The sequence below is a fragment of the Pseudomonas sp. S3_A03 genome (genome assembly GCF_054668275.1).
Genome location: NZ_CP162753.1, coordinates 3,424,383 through 3,442,500, shown reverse-complemented (window position 1 = coordinate 3,442,500; position 18,118 = coordinate 3,424,383). Strand labels below are relative to the sequence as shown.

Sequence of the window (18,118 nt, the reverse complement as noted above, 5' to 3'; positions counted from 1 at the left end):
GAAGATGTAACGGGGCTCAAACCATACACCGAAGCTACGGGTATCACGTAAGTGATGCGGTAGAGGAGCGTTCTGTAAGCCTGTGAAGGTGAGTTGAGAAGCTTGCTGGAGGTATCAGAAGTGCGAATGCTGACATGAGTAACGACAATGGGTGTGAAAAACACCCACGCCGAAAGACCAAGGTTTCCTGCGCAACGTTAATCGACGCAGGGTTAGTCGGTCCCTAAGGCGAGGCTGAAAAGCGTAGTCGATGGAAAACAGGTTAATATTCCTGTACTTCTGGTTATTGCGATGGAGGGACGGAGAAGGCTAGGCCAGCTTGGCGTTGGTTGTCCAAGTTTAAGGTGGTAGGCTGGAATCTTAGGTAAATCCGGGATTCTAAGGCCGAGAGCTGATGACGAGCTAACTTTTAGTTAGCGAAGTGGTTGATGCCATGCTTCCAAGAAAAGCTTCTAAGCTTCAGGTAACCAGGAACCGTACCCCAAACCGACACAGGTGGTTGGGTAGAGAATACCAAGGCGCTTGAGAGAACTCGGGTGAAGGAACTAGGCAAAATGGCACCGTAACTTCGGGAGAAGGTGCGCCGGTGAGGGTGAAGGACTTGCTCCGTAAGCCCATGCCGGTCGAAGATACCAGGCCGCTGCGACTGTTTATTAAAAACACAGCACTCTGCAAACACGAAAGTGGACGTATAGGGTGTGACGCCTGCCCGGTGCCGGAAGGTTAATTGATGGGGTTAGCTAACGCGAAGCTCTTGATCGAAGCCCCGGTAAACGGCGGCCGTAACTATAACGGTCCTAAGGTAGCGAAATTCCTTGTCGGGTAAGTTCCGACCTGCACGAATGGCGTAACGATGGCGGCGCTGTCTCCACCCGAGACTCAGTGAAATTGAAATCGCTGTGAAGATGCAGTGTATCCGCGGCTAGACGGAAAGACCCCGTGAACCTTTACTATAGCTTTGCACTGGACTTTGAATTTGCTTGTGTAGGATAGGTGGGAGGCTTTGAAGCGTGGACGCCAGTCTGCGTGGAGCCAACCTTGAAATACCACCCTGGCAACTTTGAGGTTCTAACTCAGGTCCGTTATCCGGATCGAGGACAGTGTATGGTGGGTAGTTTGACTGGGGCGGTCTCCTCCTAAAGAGTAACGGAGGAGTACGAAGGTGCGCTCAGACCGGTCGGAAATCGGTCGTAGAGTATAAAGGCAAAAGCGCGCTTGACTGCGAGACAGACACGTCGAGCAGGTACGAAAGTAGGTCTTAGTGATCCGGTGGTTCTGTATGGAAGGGCCATCGCTCAACGGATAAAAGGTACTCCGGGGATAACAGGCTGATACCGCCCAAGAGTTCATATCGACGGCGGTGTTTGGCACCTCGATGTCGGCTCATCACATCCTGGGGCTGAAGCCGGTCCCAAGGGTATGGCTGTTCGCCATTTAAAGTGGTACGCGAGCTGGGTTTAGAACGTCGTGAGACAGTTCGGTCCCTATCTGCCGTGGACGTTTGAGATTTGAGAGGGGCTGCTCCTAGTACGAGAGGACCGGAGTGGACGAACCTCTGGTGTTCCGGTTGTCACGCCAGTGGCATTGCCGGGTAGCTATGTTCGGAATAGATAACCGCTGAAAGCATCTAAGCGGGAAACTAGCCTCAAGATGAGATCTCACTGGAACCTTGAGTTCCCTGAAGGGCCGTCGAAGACTACGACGTTGATAGGTTGGGTGTGTAAGCGCTGTGAGGCGTTGAGCTAACCAATACTAATTGCCCGTGAGGCTTGACCATATAACACCCAAGCAATTTGACTACTCGAAAGAGCATCAGATTGCGGTGTGTGAAGACGAAACGAACCGAAAGTTTGTAACTCACAAAACACCGACTGCTGTCACATACCCAATTTGCTGAAGCGAGGCCATCTGGTCACGAGTCAGTACCCGAATTTCTTGACGACCATAGAGCATTGGAACCACCTGATCCCATCCCGAACTCAGTAGTGAAACGATGCATCGCCGATGGTAGTGTGGGGTTTCCCCATGTGAGAGTAGGTCATCGTCAAGATTAAATTCCAAAACCCCTGTTTGCTAACGCAGACAGGGGTTTTGTTTTGGGCGCTCGGAAAGTGCGAAGAAGCTCATCGCGGCTTGGCGATGTGCGGCCTTTCTATGCAATGCCTGCTCGCATGGCTATCATGCGTGCCTCATTGTGAGGCGATACTTGCATGCTTACGCTGTTAGAACTTCTGAAAGATGGCCGATTCCACTCCGGTGAGGCGCTGGGTGCGGCCTTGGGCGTTAGCCGCAGTGCTGTGTGGAAGCAGCTCCAGCTTCTTGAGGTCGAATTGAATCTACCTATTCATAAGGTGCGTGGTAAGGGGTATCAGTTGGCATCGCCGCTGGTATTTCTGAGTGCGCAAGAAATAGCGCTAAGTGCCCCGTCGTTAGCTTGGCCTATTCATATTTACGATTCCATTGATTCCACTAATGCAGAGGCGTTGCGCCTAGTAAGCACCTCGCACGCAACACCCTTCTTGGTGCTAGCCGAGCAGCAAATGGCCGGGAGGGGGAGGCGCGGCAGAAAATGGATCAGTCCATTCGCCCAAAATATCTATTACAGCCTTGCACTGCGCATTGAGGATGGCCTTCGCCAATTGGAGGGGCTAAGTCTTGTTGTAGGTTTGGCGGTGATTCAAGCCCTGCGTGAGTCGGGCGTGCAGGGGGCGGTTCTTGAAATGGCCGAACGACGTGTTGGTAGGGCAGAAGAAAATTGCCGGGATATTGCTGGAGTTGGTGGGGGATCCTGCTGACATCTGCCACGTTGTCCTCGGTATCGGAATTAATGTGAATATGCAAAAGGCTGATGAGGTTGATCAGCAATGGACTTCTGTGCGGCTTGAAACGGGTTCTGCTGCCAATCGTAACTCTCTGGTAGGGCGGGTCGGCCTGCAGCTCCAGAGCTATCTTGATCGACACAAGGCAGCTGGTTTTTCCGCCCTCCAGGAGGAGTGGGAGCAAAATCATGGCTGGCAGGGCCGGTCGGTGTCGCTCATAGCAGGTGTTAACCGTGTGGATGGCGTGGTGCTCGGTGTTGATCATCAAGGTGCGTTGCGCCTAAGTGTTAATGGCGTTGAGAAAACGTACAGCGGTGGGGAGTTAAGCCTGAGGTTGCGTGATGATTCTTGAGCTCGACTGTGGGAATAGCTTTATCAAGTGGCGTGTACTGGAGGCGGGCAGTGTAAGTGTCGTCGCTGAAGGTGTTGTCGGTTCGAATATCGCTTTGATCGAGAGTCTTCTGGCCGCCCCGGCCTTATTACTGACGCGGTGCCGGTTGGTGAGCGTTCGTGCTCTGGAAGAGACCAACAAGCTGATCGAGGCTTTGGTCGAGGCTTTTGATGTCACCGTTTGCTGCGCAACGTCTGCAGTTGAAATGGCGGGCGTGCGAAATGGTTATGAGGATTTCAAGCGGCTTGGTCTTGATCGCTGGTTGGCGATCCTTGGCGGGTACAAATTGGCATCAGGTGCTTGTCTGGTGCTGGATTTCGGTACTGCGGCGACCGCGGATTTCGTTACTGCGGACGGCGAGCATTTGGGGGGCTTTATTTGCCCTGGTATGCCTCTTATGCGCAACCAGTTGCGAACGCATACCCGCAAGATACGCTACGACGACGCTGCGGCTGGGCGGGCTCTTGAGCGAGTGTTGCCGGGGCGCACAACTGCCGAGGCGGTTGAGCGAGGCTGTATGCTAATGCTGAGAGGGTTTGTGCTAACCCAAGTCGAGCTTGCCAGGAGTTACTGGGGGGATGACTTCATGGTGTTTCTGACCGGTGGAGACGCTGACCTGGTCTCCGATGCCGTTCCGCAGGCGCGGCTCGTTCCTGATCTGGTATTTGTTGGTCTGGCAATGGCGTGTCCTTTGTCTTGAGGTGTTTATGCGTTGGCTGTTCTTGCTTCTACTGATTCTCAACGTTTTCTACTACATATGGCATCAGCAGGAGGCGCCATTGCGCGCCAAGGACGTAACCCCCCTGAGCCTTTATCGAGGTTCCCAGCAGGATATTCGCCTGCTAAGTGAGTCTTCTGAGGCGATGACTCGGCGGGATCGGGCGAAAGCGTCCGATACGTGCCTGTACATTGGTGGATTCGCCGATCAGCGTCAGGCGCAAACTGTCGAACAGCGTCTCACTAGCCTGGATATAAAGGTCAAGGTCCAGTTCTTGAGTGCGCCTGACGTTTCTGGGTACTGGCTTCGAGTGGCTCCTGAAAGCAGGCGCTTGGCCGACGATCTGTCCTTTGAAAACCTTGCCAAGGAATTCAATGAGTTAAAACATAAAATAATGCTGTGCGAAGGCATTGCAACTGCCGATTAGTTTGCATAGAATGGCGCCCGCTTCGCAGTGAAGACCTTTAAGGTCTGCATGGTGAGGCGAGTGTCAATGCAGCTAACCTCATAATTTAAATGAGAAAATGCTTGACAGAAGGTCGGCGTGATGTAAAATGCCGGCTCGCTTAGGAGGGGTTCCCGAGCGGCCAAAGGGATCAGACTGTAAATCTGACGTCTACGACTTCGAAGGTTCGAATCCTTCCCCCTCCACCATTTTAGCGTGAGCTGCAAGCTCCGCGGGTATAGTTTAGTGGTAGAACCTCAGCCTTCCAAGCTGATGATGCGGGTTCGATTCCCGCTACCCGCTCCAAGTTTGCAGGTTGTGCAAGTGTTTTGCTCTTGTAGCTCAGTTGGTAGAGCACACCCTTGGTAAGGGTGAGGTCAGCGGTTCAAATCCGCTCAAGAGCTCCATATGACAAGGCAGATATGAAAATATCTGCCTTTGTTTTAACAGCTGTACCGGCTTGATGGTGTCGCGCCCAGTGTTCTTGGGTGATTTCAAGTGTGTTGGTGGCGGTTGTTGTAAGTCTTTTTCAGGCCTGCATAATGGTCGGCCTGATTTTGTTTTAGGTCAGTAGCTCAATTGGCAGAGCGACGGTCTCCAAAACCGTAGGTTGGGGGTTCGATTCCCTCCTGACCTGCCAGATTCACGTGGTGTGTCTGGCTTTCTTTCACAGGATCTTCATAGATGACTCCTAAGGCTGAAGCTCAAAGCTCTCGTTTCGATCTGGTCAAGTGGCTCGCTGTAGTTGTCTTGGTGGTCGTAGGCGTTGTTGGCAATCAGTACTATTCTGCTTCGCCGATCCTGTACCGTGTGCTCGCTTTGCTTGCCCTTGCTGCTGTGGCTGCCTTTGTGGGCCTGCAGACTGCTAAGGGGAAATCTTTCGCGGTCCTGGTGAAGGAAGCTCGCACCGAGATCCGTAAAGTCGTTTGGCCGACTCGCCAAGAAACCACGCAGACCACGTTGATCGTTGTGGCTGTTGTTCTGGTTATGGCGTTGCTGTTGTGGGGGCTTGATTCCCTGCTCGGCTGGCTTGTTTCCTTGATTGTTGGCTAAGGGTGTCCCGTGGCTAAGCGTTGGTACGTTGTGCATGCTTACTCGGGTTACGAGAAGCATGTTATGCGCTCGTTGCTAGAGCGCGTAAAGCTGGCAGGCATGGAAGATGGCTTCGGCGAAATTCTGGTTCCCACTGAAGAAGTGGTTGAAATGCGGAATGGCCAGAAGCGCAAGAGTGAGCGCAAGTTCTTCCCTGGCTATGTGTTGGTACAGATGGACATGAACGAAGGTACTTGGCACTTGGTCAAGGATACCCCTCGTGTCATGGGCTTCATCGGTGGTACTGCCGATAAGCCTGCTCCTATCACCGACAAAGAGGCGGAAGCAATTCTGCGTCGTGTTGCTGATGGTAGCGACAAGCCTAAGCCGAAGACGCTTTTCGAGCCGGGTGAGGTTGTTCGTGTCACAGATGGTCCGTTCGCAGATTTCAACGGTACTGTCGAAGAAGTTAACTACGAGAAGAGCCGGATCCAAGTGGCAGTGCTCATTTTCGGTCGCTCTACTCCGGTAGAGCTGGAGTTCAGTCAGGTCGAAAAGGTCTAGCTGAGCAAGCATCCCAACCCCGCAGCTTAGGCTGTGGGGTTTTGTCGTCACTGGGATAAACGCGCAAGTAACCGGGGAGCCTTTCGAGGCGCTTGAACCCGTAATTGGAGTGCCTCATGGCCAAGAAAATTACCGCTTACATCAAGCTGCAAGTGAAGGCCGCTCAGGCCAACCCTAGCCCACCCGTCGGTCCAGCTCTGGGTCAGCACGGCGTGAACATCATGGAATTCTGCAAGGCCTTCAACGCCCGTACTCAGGGGCTTGAGCCAGGTCTGCCGACTCCAGTGATCATCACTGTATACAGCGACCGTAGCTTCACTTTCGAAACCAAGTCGACCCCGGCTTCGGTTCTGTTGAAGAAAGCTGCTGGTCTGACTAGCGGCTCCGCTCGTCCTAACACCGTTAAGGTTGGCACCGTGACTCGTGCTCAGCTGGAAGAAATCGCGAAAACCAAAAACGCGGATCTGACTGCAGCTGATATGGATGCAGCCGTGCGTACCATCGCCGGTTCTGCTCGTAGCATGGGCCTTAACGTGGAGGGTGTGTAATGGCTAAGCTGACCAAGCGCCAAAAGGCTATCGCCGGCAAAATCGAAGCGGGCAAGTCCTACAACTTTGTAGACGCTGCTGCTCTGCTGACCGAGCTGTCGACTGTCAAGTTCAGCGAGTCTGTTGACGTTGCTGTGAACCTGGGTGTTGACCCACGTAAATCCGACCAGGTCGTTCGTAGCGCTACTGTGCTGCCACACGGTACTGGTAAGACTGTACGTGTTGCTGTCTTCACCCAAGGCCCTGCAGCTGAAGCTGCTCTGGCTGCCGGCGCTGATCGCGTGGGTATGGACGACCTGGCTGCCGAAATGAAAGGCGGCGACCTGAACTATGACGTCGTTATTGCTTCCCCGGATGCAATGCGTGTTGTAGGTCAGTTGGGTCAGATCCTGGGTCCACGTGGCCTGATGCCTAACCCTAAAGTCGGCACTGTAACGCCAGACGTAGCTACCGCGGTTAAAAACGCCAAGGCTGGTCAGGTTCGTTATCGCACCGACAAAAACGGCATCATTCACACTTCCGTTGGCAAAGTCGGCTTCGATGCCGTCAAGCTGAAGGAAAACGTTGAAGCCCTGATCGCTGATCTGAAGCGTATCAAGCCTGCTTCCTCGAAAGGTATCTACGTCAAGCGCGTTACCCTGAGCACCACTATGGGCCCAGGTCTGGTCATCGACCAAGGCTCGCTGGACGTATAAGACACAAATTGGCGCAAGCGATTGCGCCGATTGGAAAAATTGGGGTCCCTGCCTGGCGGGGGCTATCCAAGACCGTAGGCGACGAAAGTCTTAAACCACAAGCCTACGCAGATGGTGCTCCCGGTTCCTTACCGAATCAGACACCAAAACGACATCCGGCTTCGGCCAGATGAAACGGTAACAAGCAGGAGTTAAACCCGTGGCAATTAATCTCGAAGACAAGAAGGCCATCGTCGCTGAAGTCAACGAGGCTGCCAAAGCTGCTCTGTCCGCTGTCGTGGCTGATGCCCGTGGTGTGACAGTAGGCGCTATGACCGGACTCCGTAAAGAGGCTCGTGAAGCTGGCGTATACGTACGTGTTGTACGTAACACCCTGCTCAAGCGCGCTGTTGCTGACACTGAATACAGTGTCCTCAACGACGTGTTCACTGGCCCGACTCTGATCGCGTTTTCCAAGGAACATCCAGGTGCTGCTGCCCGTTTGTTCAAGGAATTTGCCAAGAGTCAGGATAAGTTCGAGATCAAGGCAGCTGCGTTCGAGGGCAAGTTCCTCGCAGCTAACCAAATCGACGTACTGGCAACACTGCCGACCCGTAACGAAGCTATTTCTCAGCTGATGAGCGTGATTCAAGGCGCTACCAGCAAGTTGGCTCGTACTCTGGCCGCAGTTCGCGAGCAAAAAGAAGCTGCCGCAGCCTAAGGCTGAGCGACTTCTCTCGCGTATTTTTGTTTATTTCGATGGCCGCGTAGGCCGTCCCCCAATTCAGGAAATACAGCAATGTCTATCTCCCAAGACGATATCCTCAACGCCGTAGCTGAAATGTCGGTTCTGCAGGTTGTTGAGCTGATCAAAGCTTTCGAAGAAAAATTCGGCGTTTCCGCTGCCGCTGCTTCCGCTGGTCCAGCTGTTGCTGCTGTCGCTGCTGAAGAGCAAACCGAATTCAACGTCATGCTGCTGGAAGCTGGCGAGAAGAAAGTAAACGTGATCAAGGCAGTACGTGAGCTGACCGGTCTGGGCCTGAAAGAAGCCAAGGCTGTAGTTGACGGCGCTCCTGCCCAGGTTCTGGAAGCAGTGTCGAAAGACGCCGCTGACAAAGCCAAAGCTACTCTGGAAGAAGCAGGCGCTAAAGTCGAGCTGAAGTAAGCATCGACCTTGCGTCTCCAGCCCACGCGTTAAGCTGAAGGCTGATGGCTGGTGGCACTTGCCACCGGCCTTTTTCCGTTCTTGGTTGTCGACTCGGTCGCTACCATTAACGCGCTGTAGCCACCCGATGCGGTGGTGCAAACCATGGGGTTTGCGAGATTTTCTGGCTGCTCCCGTCGGAGGGGCCAAACAAGCAGGTGACCAAGCTGGGGAACGCTGATGGCTTACTCATATACTGAGAAAAAACGTATCCGCAAGGACTTTAGCAAGTTGCCGGACGTCATGGATGTCCCGTACCTTCTGGCTATCCAGCTGGATTCGTATCGTGAATTCTTGCAGGCGGGAGCGACCAAAGATCAGTTCCGCGACGTGGGCCTGCATGCGGCCTTCAAATCCGTTTTCCCGATCATCAGCTACTCCGGCAATGCTGCGCTGGAGTACGTCGGTTATCGCCTGGGCGAACCGGCATTTGATGTCAAAGAATGCGTATTGCGCGGTGTTACGTACGCCGTACCTTTGCGGGTAAAAGTCCGTTTGATCATTTTCGACAAAGAATCGTCGAACAAAGCGATCAAGGACATCAAAGAGCAAGAAGTCTACATGGGCGAAATCCCATTGATGACTGAGAACGGTACCTTCGTTATCAATGGTACCGAACGTGTGATCGTTTCCCAGCTGCACCGTTCGCCGGGCGTGTTCTTCGACCACGACCGCGGCAAGACGCACAGCTCCGGTAAGCTCCTGTACTCCGCGCGGATCATTCCGTACCGCGGTTCGTGGTTGGACTTCGAGTTCGATCCGAAAGACTGCGTGTTCGTGCGTATCGACCGTCGTCGCAAGCTGCCGGCCTCGGTACTGCTGCGCGCGCTCGGCTATACCACTGAGCAAGTGCTGGATGCTTTCTACACCACCAACGTATTCAGCCTGAAGGATGAAACCCTCAGCCTGGAACTGATTGCATCGCGTCTGCGTGGTGAAATTGCCGTTCTGGACATCCAGGATGAAAAAGGCAAGGTCATTGTTGAGGCGGGCCGCCGTATTACTGCGCGCCACATCAACCAGATCGAAAAAGCCGGTATCAAGTCGCTGGACGTGCCTCTGGACTACGTCCTGGGTCGCACGACCGCCAAGGTCATCGTTCATCCGGCTACAGGCGAAATCCTGGCTGAGTGCAACACCGAGCTGAACACCGAGATCCTGGCGAAGATCGCCAAGGCCCAGGTTGTTCGCATCGAGACCCTGTACACCAACGATATCGACTGCGGTCCGTTCATCTCCGACACACTGAAGATCGACTCCACCAGCAACCAATTGGAAGCGCTGGTCGAGATCTATCGCATGATGCGTCCTGGTGAGCCGCCAACCAAAGACGCTGCCGAGACCCTGTTCAACAACCTGTTCTTCAGCCCTGAGCGCTACGACCTGTCTGCGGTCGGCCGGATGAAGTTCAACCGTCGTATCGGTCGCACCGAGATCGAAGGTTCGGGCGTGTTGTGCAAGGAAGACATCGTTGCGGTCCTGAAGACCCTGGTCGACATCCGTAACGGTAAAGGCATCGTCGATGACATCGACCACTTGGGTAACCGTCGTGTTCGCTGCGTAGGCGAGATGGCTGAAAACCAGTTCCGCGTTGGCCTGGTACGTGTTGAGCGTGCGGTCAAAGAGCGTCTGTCGATGGCTGAAAGCGAAGGCCTGATGCCGCAAGACCTGATCAACGCCAAGCCAGTGGCTGCGGCGGTGAAAGAGTTCTTCGGTTCCAGCCAGCTTTCCCAGTTCATGGACCAGAACAACCCGCTCTCCGAGATCACCCACAAGCGCCGTGTATCCGCACTGGGCCCGGGCGGTCTGACGCGTGAGCGTGCAGGCTTTGAAGTTCGTGACGTACACCCGACGCACTACGGTCGTGTTTGCCCGATCGAAACGCCGGAAGGTCCGAACATTGGTCTGATCAACTCCTTGGCCGCTTATGCGCGCACCAACCAGTACGGCTTCCTTGAGAGCCCGTACCGTGTGGTGAAAGACGCTCTGGTCACCGACGAGATCGTTTTCCTGTCCGCCATCGAAGAAGCTGATCACGTGATCGCTCAGGCTTCGGCCACGATGAACGACAAGAAAGTCCTGATCGACGAGCTGGTAGCTGTTCGTCACTTGAACGAGTTCACCGTCAAGGCGCCGGAAGACGTCACCTTGATGGACGTATCGCCCAAGCAGGTAGTTTCTGTTGCGGCGTCGCTGATCCCGTTCCTGGAGCACGATGACGCCAACCGTGCGTTGATGGGTTCCAACATGCAGCGTCAAGCTGTACCGACCCTGCGCGCTGACAAGCCGCTGGTAGGTACCGGCATGGAGCGTAACGTAGCCCGTGACTCCGGCGTTTGCGTCGTGGCTCGTCGTGGCGGCGTGATCGACTCCGTTGATGCAAGCCGTATCGTGGTTCGTGTTGCGGATGATGAAGTTGAAACTGGCGAAGCCGGTGTCGACATCTACAACCTCACCAAATACACCCGCTCGAACCAGAACACCTGCATCAACCAGCGTCCGCTGGTGAGCAAGGGTGATCGCGTCCAGCGTAGCGACATCATGGCCGACGGCCCGTCCACCGATATGGGTGAGCTGGCACTGGGTCAGAACATGCGCATCGCGTTCATGGCATGGAACGGCTTCAACTTCGAAGACTCCATCTGCCTGTCCGAGCGTGTCGTTCAAGAAGACCGCTTCACCACGATCCACATTCAAGAACTGACCTGTGTGGCACGTGACACCAAGCTTGGGCCTGAGGAAATCACTGCAGACATCCCGAACGTGGGTGAAGCTGCACTGAACAAGCTGGATGAAGCCGGTATCGTTTATGTAGGTGCTGAAGTTGGCGCTGGCGACATCCTGGTCGGTAAGGTCACTCCGAAAGGCGAGACCCAACTGACTCCGGAAGAGAAGCTGCTGCGTGCCATCTTCGGTGAAAAAGCCAGCGACGTTAAAGACACTTCCCTGCGTGTACCTACCGGTACCAAGGGTACTGTCATCGACGTACAGGTCTTCACTCGTGACGGCGTTGAGCGTGATGCTCGCGCACTGTCCATCGAGAAGACTCAGCTCGACGAGATCCGTAAGGACCTGAACGAAGAGTTCCGTATCGTTGAAGGCGCGACCTTCGAACGTCTGCGCTCCGCTCTGGTAGGCCACAAGGCCGAAGGCGGCGCAGGCCTGAAGAAAGGTCAAGACATCACCGACGAAATCCTCGACGGTCTTGAACACGGCCAGTGGTTCAAACTGCGCATGGCTGAAGATGCTCTTAACGAGCAGCTCGAGAAGGCCCAGGCTTACATCGTTGATCGTCGCCGTCTGCTGGACGACAAGTTCGAAGACAAGAAGCGCAAACTGCAGCAGGGCGATGACCTGGCTCCAGGCGTGCTGAAAATCGTCAAGGTTTACCTGGCAATCCGTCGCCGCATTCAGCCGGGCGACAAGATGGCCGGTCGTCACGGTAACAAAGGTGTGGTCTCCGTGATCATGCCGGTTGAAGACATGCCGCACGATGCCAATGGCACCCCGGTCGATGTGGTCCTCAACCCGTTGGGCGTACCTTCGCGTATGAACGTTGGTCAGATCCTTGAAACCCACCTGGGCCTCGCGGCCAAAGGTCTGGGCGAAAAGATCAACCGCATGATCGAAGAGCAGCGCAAGGTCGCAGACCTGCGCAAGTTCCTGCACGAGATCTACAACGAGATCGGCGGTCGCAACGAAGAGCTGGACACCTTCTCCGATCAGGAAATCCTGGATCTGGCGAAGAACCTGCGCGGCGGCGTTCCAATGGCTACCCCGGTATTCGACGGTGCCAAGGAAAGCGAAATCAAGGCCATGCTGAAGCTGGCAGACCTGCCGGAAAGCGGCCAGATGCAGCTGTTCGACGGCCGCACCGGCAACAAGTTCGAGCGCCCGGTTACTGTTGGCTACATGTACATGCTGAAGCTGAACCACTTGGTAGACGACAAGATGCACGCTCGTTCTACCGGTTCGTACAGCCTGGTTACCCAGCAGCCGCTGGGTGGTAAGGCTCAGTTCGGTGGTCAGCGTTTCGGGGAGATGGAGGTCTGGGCACTGGAAGCATACGGTGCTGCATACACTCTGCAAGAAATGCTCACAGTGAAGTCGGACGATGTGAACGGTCGTACCAAGATGTACAAAAACATCGTGGACGGCGATCACCGTATGGAGCCGGGCATGCCCGAGTCCTTCAACGTGTTGATCAAAGAAATTCGTTCCCTCGGCATCGATATCGATCTGGAAACCGAATAACACGTGACGCGAATCGAGAGCGAGGCAGTGATGCCCGCTCTCTGCTCCGCCAGGAGGAAAGGCCTTGAAAGACCTACTGAATTTGCTGAAAAACCAGGGTCAAGTCGAAGAGTTCGACGCCATCCGTATTGGGTTGGCATCGCCTGAGATGATCCGTTCGTGGTCGTTCGGTGAAGTTAAAAAGCCGGAAACGATCAACTACCGTACGTTCAAACCTGAACGTGACGGCCTGTTCTGCGCCAAGATCTTTGGCCCGGTAAAGGATTACGAGTGCCTGTGCGGTAAGTACAAGCGCTTGAAGCATCGTGGTGTGATCTGCGAGAAGTGCGGCGTTGAAGTCGCATTGGCCAAGGTTCGTCGTGAGCGCATGGCGCACATCGAACTGGCTTCGCCAGTTGCCCACATCTGGTTCCTGAAATCGCTGCCGTCCCGTATCGGCCTGCTGATGGACATGACCCTGCGTGATATCGAGCGCGTTCTCTACTTCGAGAGCTACGTCGTTATCGATCCAGGCATGACCACCCTTGAAAAAGGTCAGTTGCTGAACGATGAGCAGTATTTTGAGGCGCTGGAAGAGTTCGGTGACGATTTCGATGCCCGCATGGGTGCCGAAGCTGTCCGTGAACTGCTGCACGCTATCGACCTGGAGCACGAGATTGGCCGTCTGCGCGAAGAAATTCCGCAAACCAACTCCGAAACCAAGATCAAGAAACTGTCCAAGCGTCTGAAGTTGATGGAAGCCTTCCAGGGTTCCGGCAACCTGCCAGAGTGGATGGTGCTGACCGTTCTGCCGGTTCTGCCGCCAGACCTGCGTCCGCTGGTGCCGTTGGACGGTGGTCGTTTCGCGACGTCCGACCTCAACGACCTGTACCGCCGCGTGATCAACCGTAACAACCGCTTGAAGCGCCTGCTCGATCTGTCCGCTCCGGACATCATCGTGCGCAACGAAAAGCGTATGTTGCAAGAAGCGGTCGATGCCCTGCTCGACAACGGTCGTCGTGGCCGCGCTATCACCGGTTCCAACAAGCGTCCTCTGAAATCCCTGGCTGACATGATCAAGGGTAAGCAAGGTCGTTTCCGTCAGAACCTGCTCGGTAAGCGTGTTGACTACTCCGGTCGTTCGGTAATTACTGTAGGCCCGACCCTGCGTCTGCACCAGTGCGGTCTGCCTAAGAAGATGGCACTCGAGCTGTTCAAGCCGTTCATCTTCGGCAAGCTGGAAATGCGCGGTCTCGCGACCACTATCAAAGCGGCCAAGAAAATGGTCGAGCGCGAACTGCCAGAGGTTTGGGACGTTCTCGCTGAAGTAATCCGCGAACACCCGGTCCTCCTCAACCGTGCGCCGACCCTTCACCGTCTGGGTATCCAGGCGTTTGAACCGGTTCTGATCGAAGGTAAGGCTATCCAGCTGCACCCTCTGGTCTGCGCCGCGTACAACGCCGACTTCGACGGCGACCAAATGGCCGTGCACGTACCGCTGACACTGGAAGCCCAGTTGGAAGCGCGTGCGTTGATGATGTCGACCAACAACATTCTGTCGCCAGCCAACGGTGAGCCAATCATCGTTCCGTCGCAGGACGTTGTATTGGGTCTGTACTACATGACCCGCGAAGCGATCAACGCCAAAGGCGAAGGTCGAGTATTCGCTGACCTGCAGGAAGTTGACCGTGTGTTCCGTGCCGGCGAAGCCGCACTGCACGCCAAGGTCAAAGTTCGGATCAACGAAACCGTCAACGACCGTGACGGCGGCAGCGTGAGCAACACCCGTATCGTCGACACTACTGTCGGCCGTGCGCTGTTGTACCAAGTTGTGCCAAAAGGTCTGTCGTACGACGTCGTCAACTTGCCGATGAAGAAAAAGGCGATCTCCAAGCTGATCAACCAGTGCTACCGCGTGGTTGGTTTGAAAGAGACCGTGATCTTCGCTGACCAGTTGATGTACACCGGTTTTGCTTACTCGACTATTTCCGGCGTTTCCATCGGCGTTAACGACTTCGTTATCCCGGATGAAAAAGCTCGCATCATCGCGGCTGCTACCGATGAAGTGAAAGAGATCGAAAGCCAGTACGCCTCGGGCCTGGTAACACAGGGCGAGAAGTACAACAAAGTGATCGACCTTTGGTCCAAGGCCAACGACGAAGTCTCCAAGGCGATGATGGCCAACCTCTCGAAAGAGAAGGTTATCGACCGTCACGGCGACGAAGTTGACCAGGAATCCTTCAACTCGATGTACATGATGGCCGACTCGGGCGCACGGGGTTCTGCTGCGCAGATCCGTCAGCTCGCCGGTATGCGTGGCCTGATGGCCAAGCCGGACGGTTCCATCATCGAGACGCCGATTACCGCGAACTTCCGTGAAGGTTTGAGCGTACTCCAATACTTCATCTCAACTCACGGTGCTCGTAAAGGTCTGGCGGATACCGCGTTGAAAACCGCTAACTCCGGTTACCTGACTCGTCGTCTGGTAGACGTTGCACAAGACTTGGTAGTAACCGAGATCGATTGTGGCACCGAGCACGGCCTGCTGATGACTCCGCACATTGAAGGCGGTGACGTTGTAGAGCCGCTGGGTGAGCGCGTATTGGGTCGTGTTATTGCCCGTGACGTATTCAAGCCAGGTACCGAGGAAGTTATCGTTCCTGCCGGCACTCTGGTCGACGAGAAGTGGGTCGAGTTCATCGAGCTCAACAGCATCGACGAAGTGATCGTTCGCTCGCCGATCAGCTGTGAAACCCGCTACGGCATCTGCGCCAAGTGCTACGGCCGTGATTTGGCTCGTGGTCACCAGGTGAACATCGGTGAAGCGGTCGGCGTTATTGCCGCACAGTCCATCGGTGAGCCGGGTACCCAGCTGACCATGCGTACGTTCCACATCGGTGGTGCGGCCAGCCGGACCTCCGCAGCCGACAGCGTTCAGGTGAAGAATGGCGGTACCGTCCGTCTGCACAACCTGAAGCACGTTGAGCGAGTGGATGGCCACTTGGTTGCTGTTTCCCGTTCGGGTGAGCTGGCCATCGCTGATGACTACGGTCGTGAGCGTGAGCGCTACAAGCTGCCGTACGGTGCTGTGATTTCGGTTAAAGAAGGTGACAAGGTCGACGCTGGCGCAATCGTGGCCAAGTGGGATCCGCACACTCACCCAATCGTTACCGAAATGAAAGGTACCGTGACCTACGTGGGCATGGAAGAAGGCATCACGATCAAGCGTCAGACTGACGAATTGACCGGTATGACCAACATTGAAGTACTCGACGCCAAAGATCGTCCAGCTGCCGGTAAGGACATTCGTCCTGCCGTGAAGATGGTCGATGACAACGGCAAGGATCTGTTGCTGCCAGGCACTGACGTAATCGCTCAGTACTTCCTGCCAGCCAACGCCCTGGTCGGTGTAGCGGACGGTGCGAAGATCGCGATCGGTGACGTTATCGCGCGTATCCCGCAAGAAACTTCGAAGACCCGTGACATCACCGGTGGTCTGCCGCGTGTTGCCGACTTGTTCGAAGCTCGTCGTCCGAAAGAAGCGTCGATTCTGGCTGAAGTCAGCGGCACCATCGCGTTTGGTAAAGAGACTAAAGGCAAGCGCCGTCTGGTCATTACCCCGAACGACGGTAGCGATCCGTATGAAGAGCTGATTCCGAAGTGGCGTCACCTGAACGTGTTCGAAGGCGAACAGGTAAACCGCGGCGAAGTTATCTCCGACGGCCCAAGCGATCCACACGACATTCTGCGTCTGCTGGGTGTGAGTGCGCTGGCCAAGTACATCGTTAACGAGATCCAGGACGTTTACCGTCTGCAAGGCGTGAAGATCAACGACAAGCACATCGAGACCATTCTGCGTCAGATGCTGCGTAAAGTTGAAATCGCTGAATCCGGCGATTCCAGTTTCATCAAGGGCGACCAGATGGAACTGACTCACGTACTGGTAGAAAACGAGCGCCTGGCGAACGAAGAGAAATTTGTCTCCAAGTTCACTCGCGTGCTGCTGGGTATCACCAAGGCGTCGTTGTCCACTGAGTCGTTCATCTCGGCGGCCTCCTTCCAGGAGACCACTCGCGTACTGACCGAAGCAGCGGTAACCGGCAAGCGCGATTACCTGCGCGGCCTGAAAGAAAACGTGGTTGTGGGTCGTCTGATCCCAGCCGGTACCGGTTTGGCTTACCACAGCGAGCGTAAGCGCCGCCGTGATGCGGACAAGCCGCTGCGCGTGAGCGCCAGTGAAGTGGAAGCTGCACTGACCGAAGCGCTGAACTCAAGCGGTAACTGAGTTCTGCGATAGATGAGTCTGGGCCCTGGCAGCCCCATTCGTCGGATCGAGGCATTTTTGCCCCGATTCGACGAGAGGGGAGGTCGGGGCCTTGCCTTGACTGGGGGCAAGATCCTCTTTAGACTCTTGTACCCCTAAATTTGGCGGGAATTCGTTCCTGCCATTTTGCTTTTCTTGCAAGACAATAGCGTCGCAAGACAACAGTGGAGCTAGTAGATGGCAACTATCAACCAGCTGGTACGTCAGCCGCGTAAGCGTATCGTCGAGAAATCCGACGTGCCTGCGCTGCAGAACTGCCCGCAACGTCGTGGCGTATGCACTCGTGTGTATACCACCACGCCGAAAAAACCTAACTCGGCACTGCGTAAAGTATGCCGTGTGCGCCTGACCAACGGTTTCGAGGTTTCCTCGTACATCGGTGGTGAAGGTCACAACCTGCAAGAGCACAGCGTGGTACTGATCCGCGGCGGTCGTGTAAAAGACTTGCCAGGTGTTCGTTACCACACCGTACGCGGTTCCTTGGATACTTCCGGCGTTAAAGGTCGTAACCAGGGTCGTTCGAAGTACGGTACCAAGAAGCCTAAGTAGTAGCGGCTTTTTGTAAAACTGAATCATCTTATTTTCTGAGTCGATAAGAGTAAGGTCGGAGGCGTCCCGCAAGGGCACCGATTCCGAACGAACCTGAAGACCGTTTGAGGGCTTATCCATGCCAAGAAGACGCGTAGCAGCCAAGCGCGAAGTGCTTGACGATCCAAAATACGGAAGCCAAATCCTGGCCAAGTTCATGAACCACGTGATGGAAAGCGGCAAGAAAGCCGTTGCCGAGCGTATCGTTTATGGCGCGCTGGAAAAGGTTAAAGAACGCAAGAACAGCGACCCCCTGGAAATCTTCGAGAAAGCTCTCGACGCCATCGCTCCGCTGGTCGAAGTGAAGTCGCGCCGTGTAGGCGGTGCTACTTACCAGGTTCCGGTTGAAGTTCGTCCGTCCCGTCGTAACGCTCTGGCAATGCGCTGGTTGGTAGACTTCGCCCGTAAGCGCGGCGAGAAGTCTATGGCTCTGCGTTTGGCTGGCGAACTGTTGGACGCTGCTGAAGGTAAAGGTGCTGCTGTTAAGAAGCGTGAAGACGTGCACCGTATGGCTGAAGCTAACAAAGCTTTCTCGCACTACCGCTTCTAATCTTAGCTTCACTAATTTTGCGAGGGCT

The 18,118-nt window shown here is 55.0% G+C and carries 12 protein-coding genes, 4 tRNA genes, 2 rRNA genes and 1 pseudogene (1 of these 19 running past the window's edge); all 19 read left to right on the top strand.

Features of this window, described 5'->3' with window-relative positions; genetic code table 11:
• Positions 1-1,777: ribosomal RNA gene (locus AB4O25_RS15725) — 23S ribosomal RNA — on the top strand (it extends 1,115 nt beyond the left edge of the window).
• Positions 1,778-1,934: 157 nt separating this feature from the next.
• Positions 1,935-2,050, top strand: a 5S ribosomal RNA gene (gene rrf / locus AB4O25_RS15720).
• Positions 2,051-2,210: 160 nt separating this feature from the next.
• Positions 2,211-3,171, top strand: a pseudogene (birA, locus tag AB4O25_RS15715) (bifunctional biotin--[acetyl-CoA-carboxylase] ligase/biotin operon repressor BirA).
• Positions 3,161-3,910 (top strand): pantothenate kinase, encoded by a 750-nt coding sequence (locus tag AB4O25_RS15710; protein ID WP_460149747.1) that lies wholly within the window; start codon positions 3,161-3,163, stop codon positions 3,908-3,910. The pseudogene birA and the gene AB4O25_RS15710 overlap by 11 nt, the downstream one beginning before the upstream one ends.
• Positions 3,911-3,917: 7 nt before the next feature.
• On the top strand, positions 3,918-4,355 hold the full coding sequence (locus AB4O25_RS15705) for a hypothetical protein (protein ID WP_017525954.1): 438 nt from the start codon (positions 3,918-3,920) through the stop codon (positions 4,353-4,355).
• A 142-nt stretch (positions 4,356-4,497) separates the two neighbouring features.
• Positions 4,498-4,582: transfer RNA gene (locus tag AB4O25_RS15700), tRNA-Tyr, on the top strand.
• Positions 4,583-4,605: 23 nt separating this feature from the next.
• Positions 4,606-4,679, top strand: a tRNA-Gly gene (locus tag AB4O25_RS15695).
• A 25-nt stretch (positions 4,680-4,704) separates the two neighbouring features.
• Positions 4,705-4,780 (top strand) — tRNA-Thr (locus AB4O25_RS15690).
• 157 nt (positions 4,781-4,937) lie between these two features.
• Positions 4,938-5,013 (top strand) — tRNA-Trp (locus AB4O25_RS15685).
• 44 nt (positions 5,014-5,057) lie between these two features.
• Complete coding sequence (gene secE / locus AB4O25_RS15680) at positions 5,058-5,426, top strand: preprotein translocase subunit SecE (protein ID WP_016969478.1); 369 nt, start codon at positions 5,058-5,060, stop codon at positions 5,424-5,426.
• Positions 5,427-5,435: 9 nt separating this feature from the next.
• Entirely contained in the window at positions 5,436-5,969 is a 534-nt protein-coding gene (gene nusG, locus AB4O25_RS15675; RefSeq protein WP_003176436.1) for a transcription termination/antitermination protein NusG, read from the top strand.
• Between the two features lie 116 nt (positions 5,970-6,085).
• Positions 6,086-6,517, top strand: a complete 432-nt coding sequence (gene rplK / locus AB4O25_RS15670) for a 50S ribosomal protein L11 (protein ID WP_003176435.1) — start codon at positions 6,086-6,088, stop codon at positions 6,515-6,517.
• Complete coding sequence (gene rplA / locus AB4O25_RS15665) at positions 6,517-7,212, top strand: 50S ribosomal protein L1 (protein WP_003176434.1); 696 nt, start codon at positions 6,517-6,519, stop codon at positions 7,210-7,212. Before rplK ends, rplA begins: the two co-directional genes overlap by 1 nt.
• A 199-nt stretch (positions 7,213-7,411) precedes the next feature.
• Positions 7,412-7,912 carry a 50S ribosomal protein L10 gene (gene rplJ / locus AB4O25_RS15660; RefSeq protein ID WP_010174464.1) on the top strand — a complete coding sequence of 167 codons (501 nt, stop codon included), beginning with the start codon at positions 7,412-7,414 and terminating at the stop codon, positions 7,910-7,912.
• Between the two features lie 78 nt (positions 7,913-7,990).
• The gene (rplL, locus tag AB4O25_RS15655; protein WP_003176432.1) at positions 7,991-8,356 is read left to right on the top strand and encodes a 50S ribosomal protein L7/L12; all 366 of its coding nucleotides are present in this window, start codon (positions 7,991-7,993) and stop codon (positions 8,354-8,356) included.
• Between the two features lie 219 nt (positions 8,357-8,575).
• Complete coding sequence (gene rpoB / locus AB4O25_RS15650) at positions 8,576-12,649, top strand: DNA-directed RNA polymerase subunit beta (RefSeq protein ID WP_017525955.1); 4,074 nt, start codon at positions 8,576-8,578, stop codon at positions 12,647-12,649.
• Positions 12,650-12,713: 64 nt separating this feature from the next.
• Positions 12,714-16,913, top strand: coding sequence for a DNA-directed RNA polymerase subunit beta' (rpoC, locus tag AB4O25_RS15645; RefSeq protein WP_017525956.1), 4,200 nt, complete (start codon positions 12,714-12,716; stop codon positions 16,911-16,913).
• A 216-nt stretch (positions 16,914-17,129) separates the two neighbouring features.
• Complete coding sequence (rpsL, locus tag AB4O25_RS15640) at positions 17,130-17,501, top strand: 30S ribosomal protein S12 (protein WP_002555494.1); 372 nt, start codon at positions 17,130-17,132, stop codon at positions 17,499-17,501.
• Positions 17,502-17,619: 118 nt separating this feature from the next.
• A complete protein-coding gene (gene rpsG, locus AB4O25_RS15635; protein ID WP_002555493.1) occupies positions 17,620-18,090 on the top strand; it encodes a 30S ribosomal protein S7 in 471 nt (156 codons plus the stop codon).
• Positions 18,091-18,118: the final 28 nt, after the last annotated feature.

What these genes read in the sequence shown, in the direction of transcription:
- AB4O25_RS15710 (WP_460149747.1), top strand. Translation starts at nt 3,161, where the DNA reads ATGATTCTTGAGCTCGACTGTGGGAATAGCTTTATCAAGTGGCGTGTA.
- AB4O25_RS15705 (WP_017525954.1), top strand. Translation starts at nt 3,918, where the DNA reads ATGCGTTGGCTGTTCTTGCTTCTACTGATTCTCAACGTTTTCTACTAC.
- secE (WP_016969478.1), top strand. Translation starts at nt 5,058, where the DNA reads ATGACTCCTAAGGCTGAAGCTCAAAGCTCTCGTTTCGATCTGGTCAAG.
- rplK (WP_003176435.1), top strand. Translation starts at nt 6,086, where the DNA reads ATGGCCAAGAAAATTACCGCTTACATCAAGCTGCAAGTGAAGGCCGCT.
- rplA (WP_003176434.1), top strand. Translation starts at nt 6,517, where the DNA reads ATGGCTAAGCTGACCAAGCGCCAAAAGGCTATCGCCGGCAAAATCGAA.
- rplL (WP_003176432.1), top strand. Translation starts at nt 7,991, where the DNA reads ATGTCTATCTCCCAAGACGATATCCTCAACGCCGTAGCTGAAATGTCG.
- rpoB (WP_017525955.1), top strand. Translation starts at nt 8,576, where the DNA reads ATGGCTTACTCATATACTGAGAAAAAACGTATCCGCAAGGACTTTAGC.
- rpsL (WP_002555494.1), top strand. Translation starts at nt 17,130, where the DNA reads ATGGCAACTATCAACCAGCTGGTACGTCAGCCGCGTAAGCGTATCGTC.
- rpsG (WP_002555493.1), top strand. Translation starts at nt 17,620, where the DNA reads ATGCCAAGAAGACGCGTAGCAGCCAAGCGCGAAGTGCTTGACGATCCA.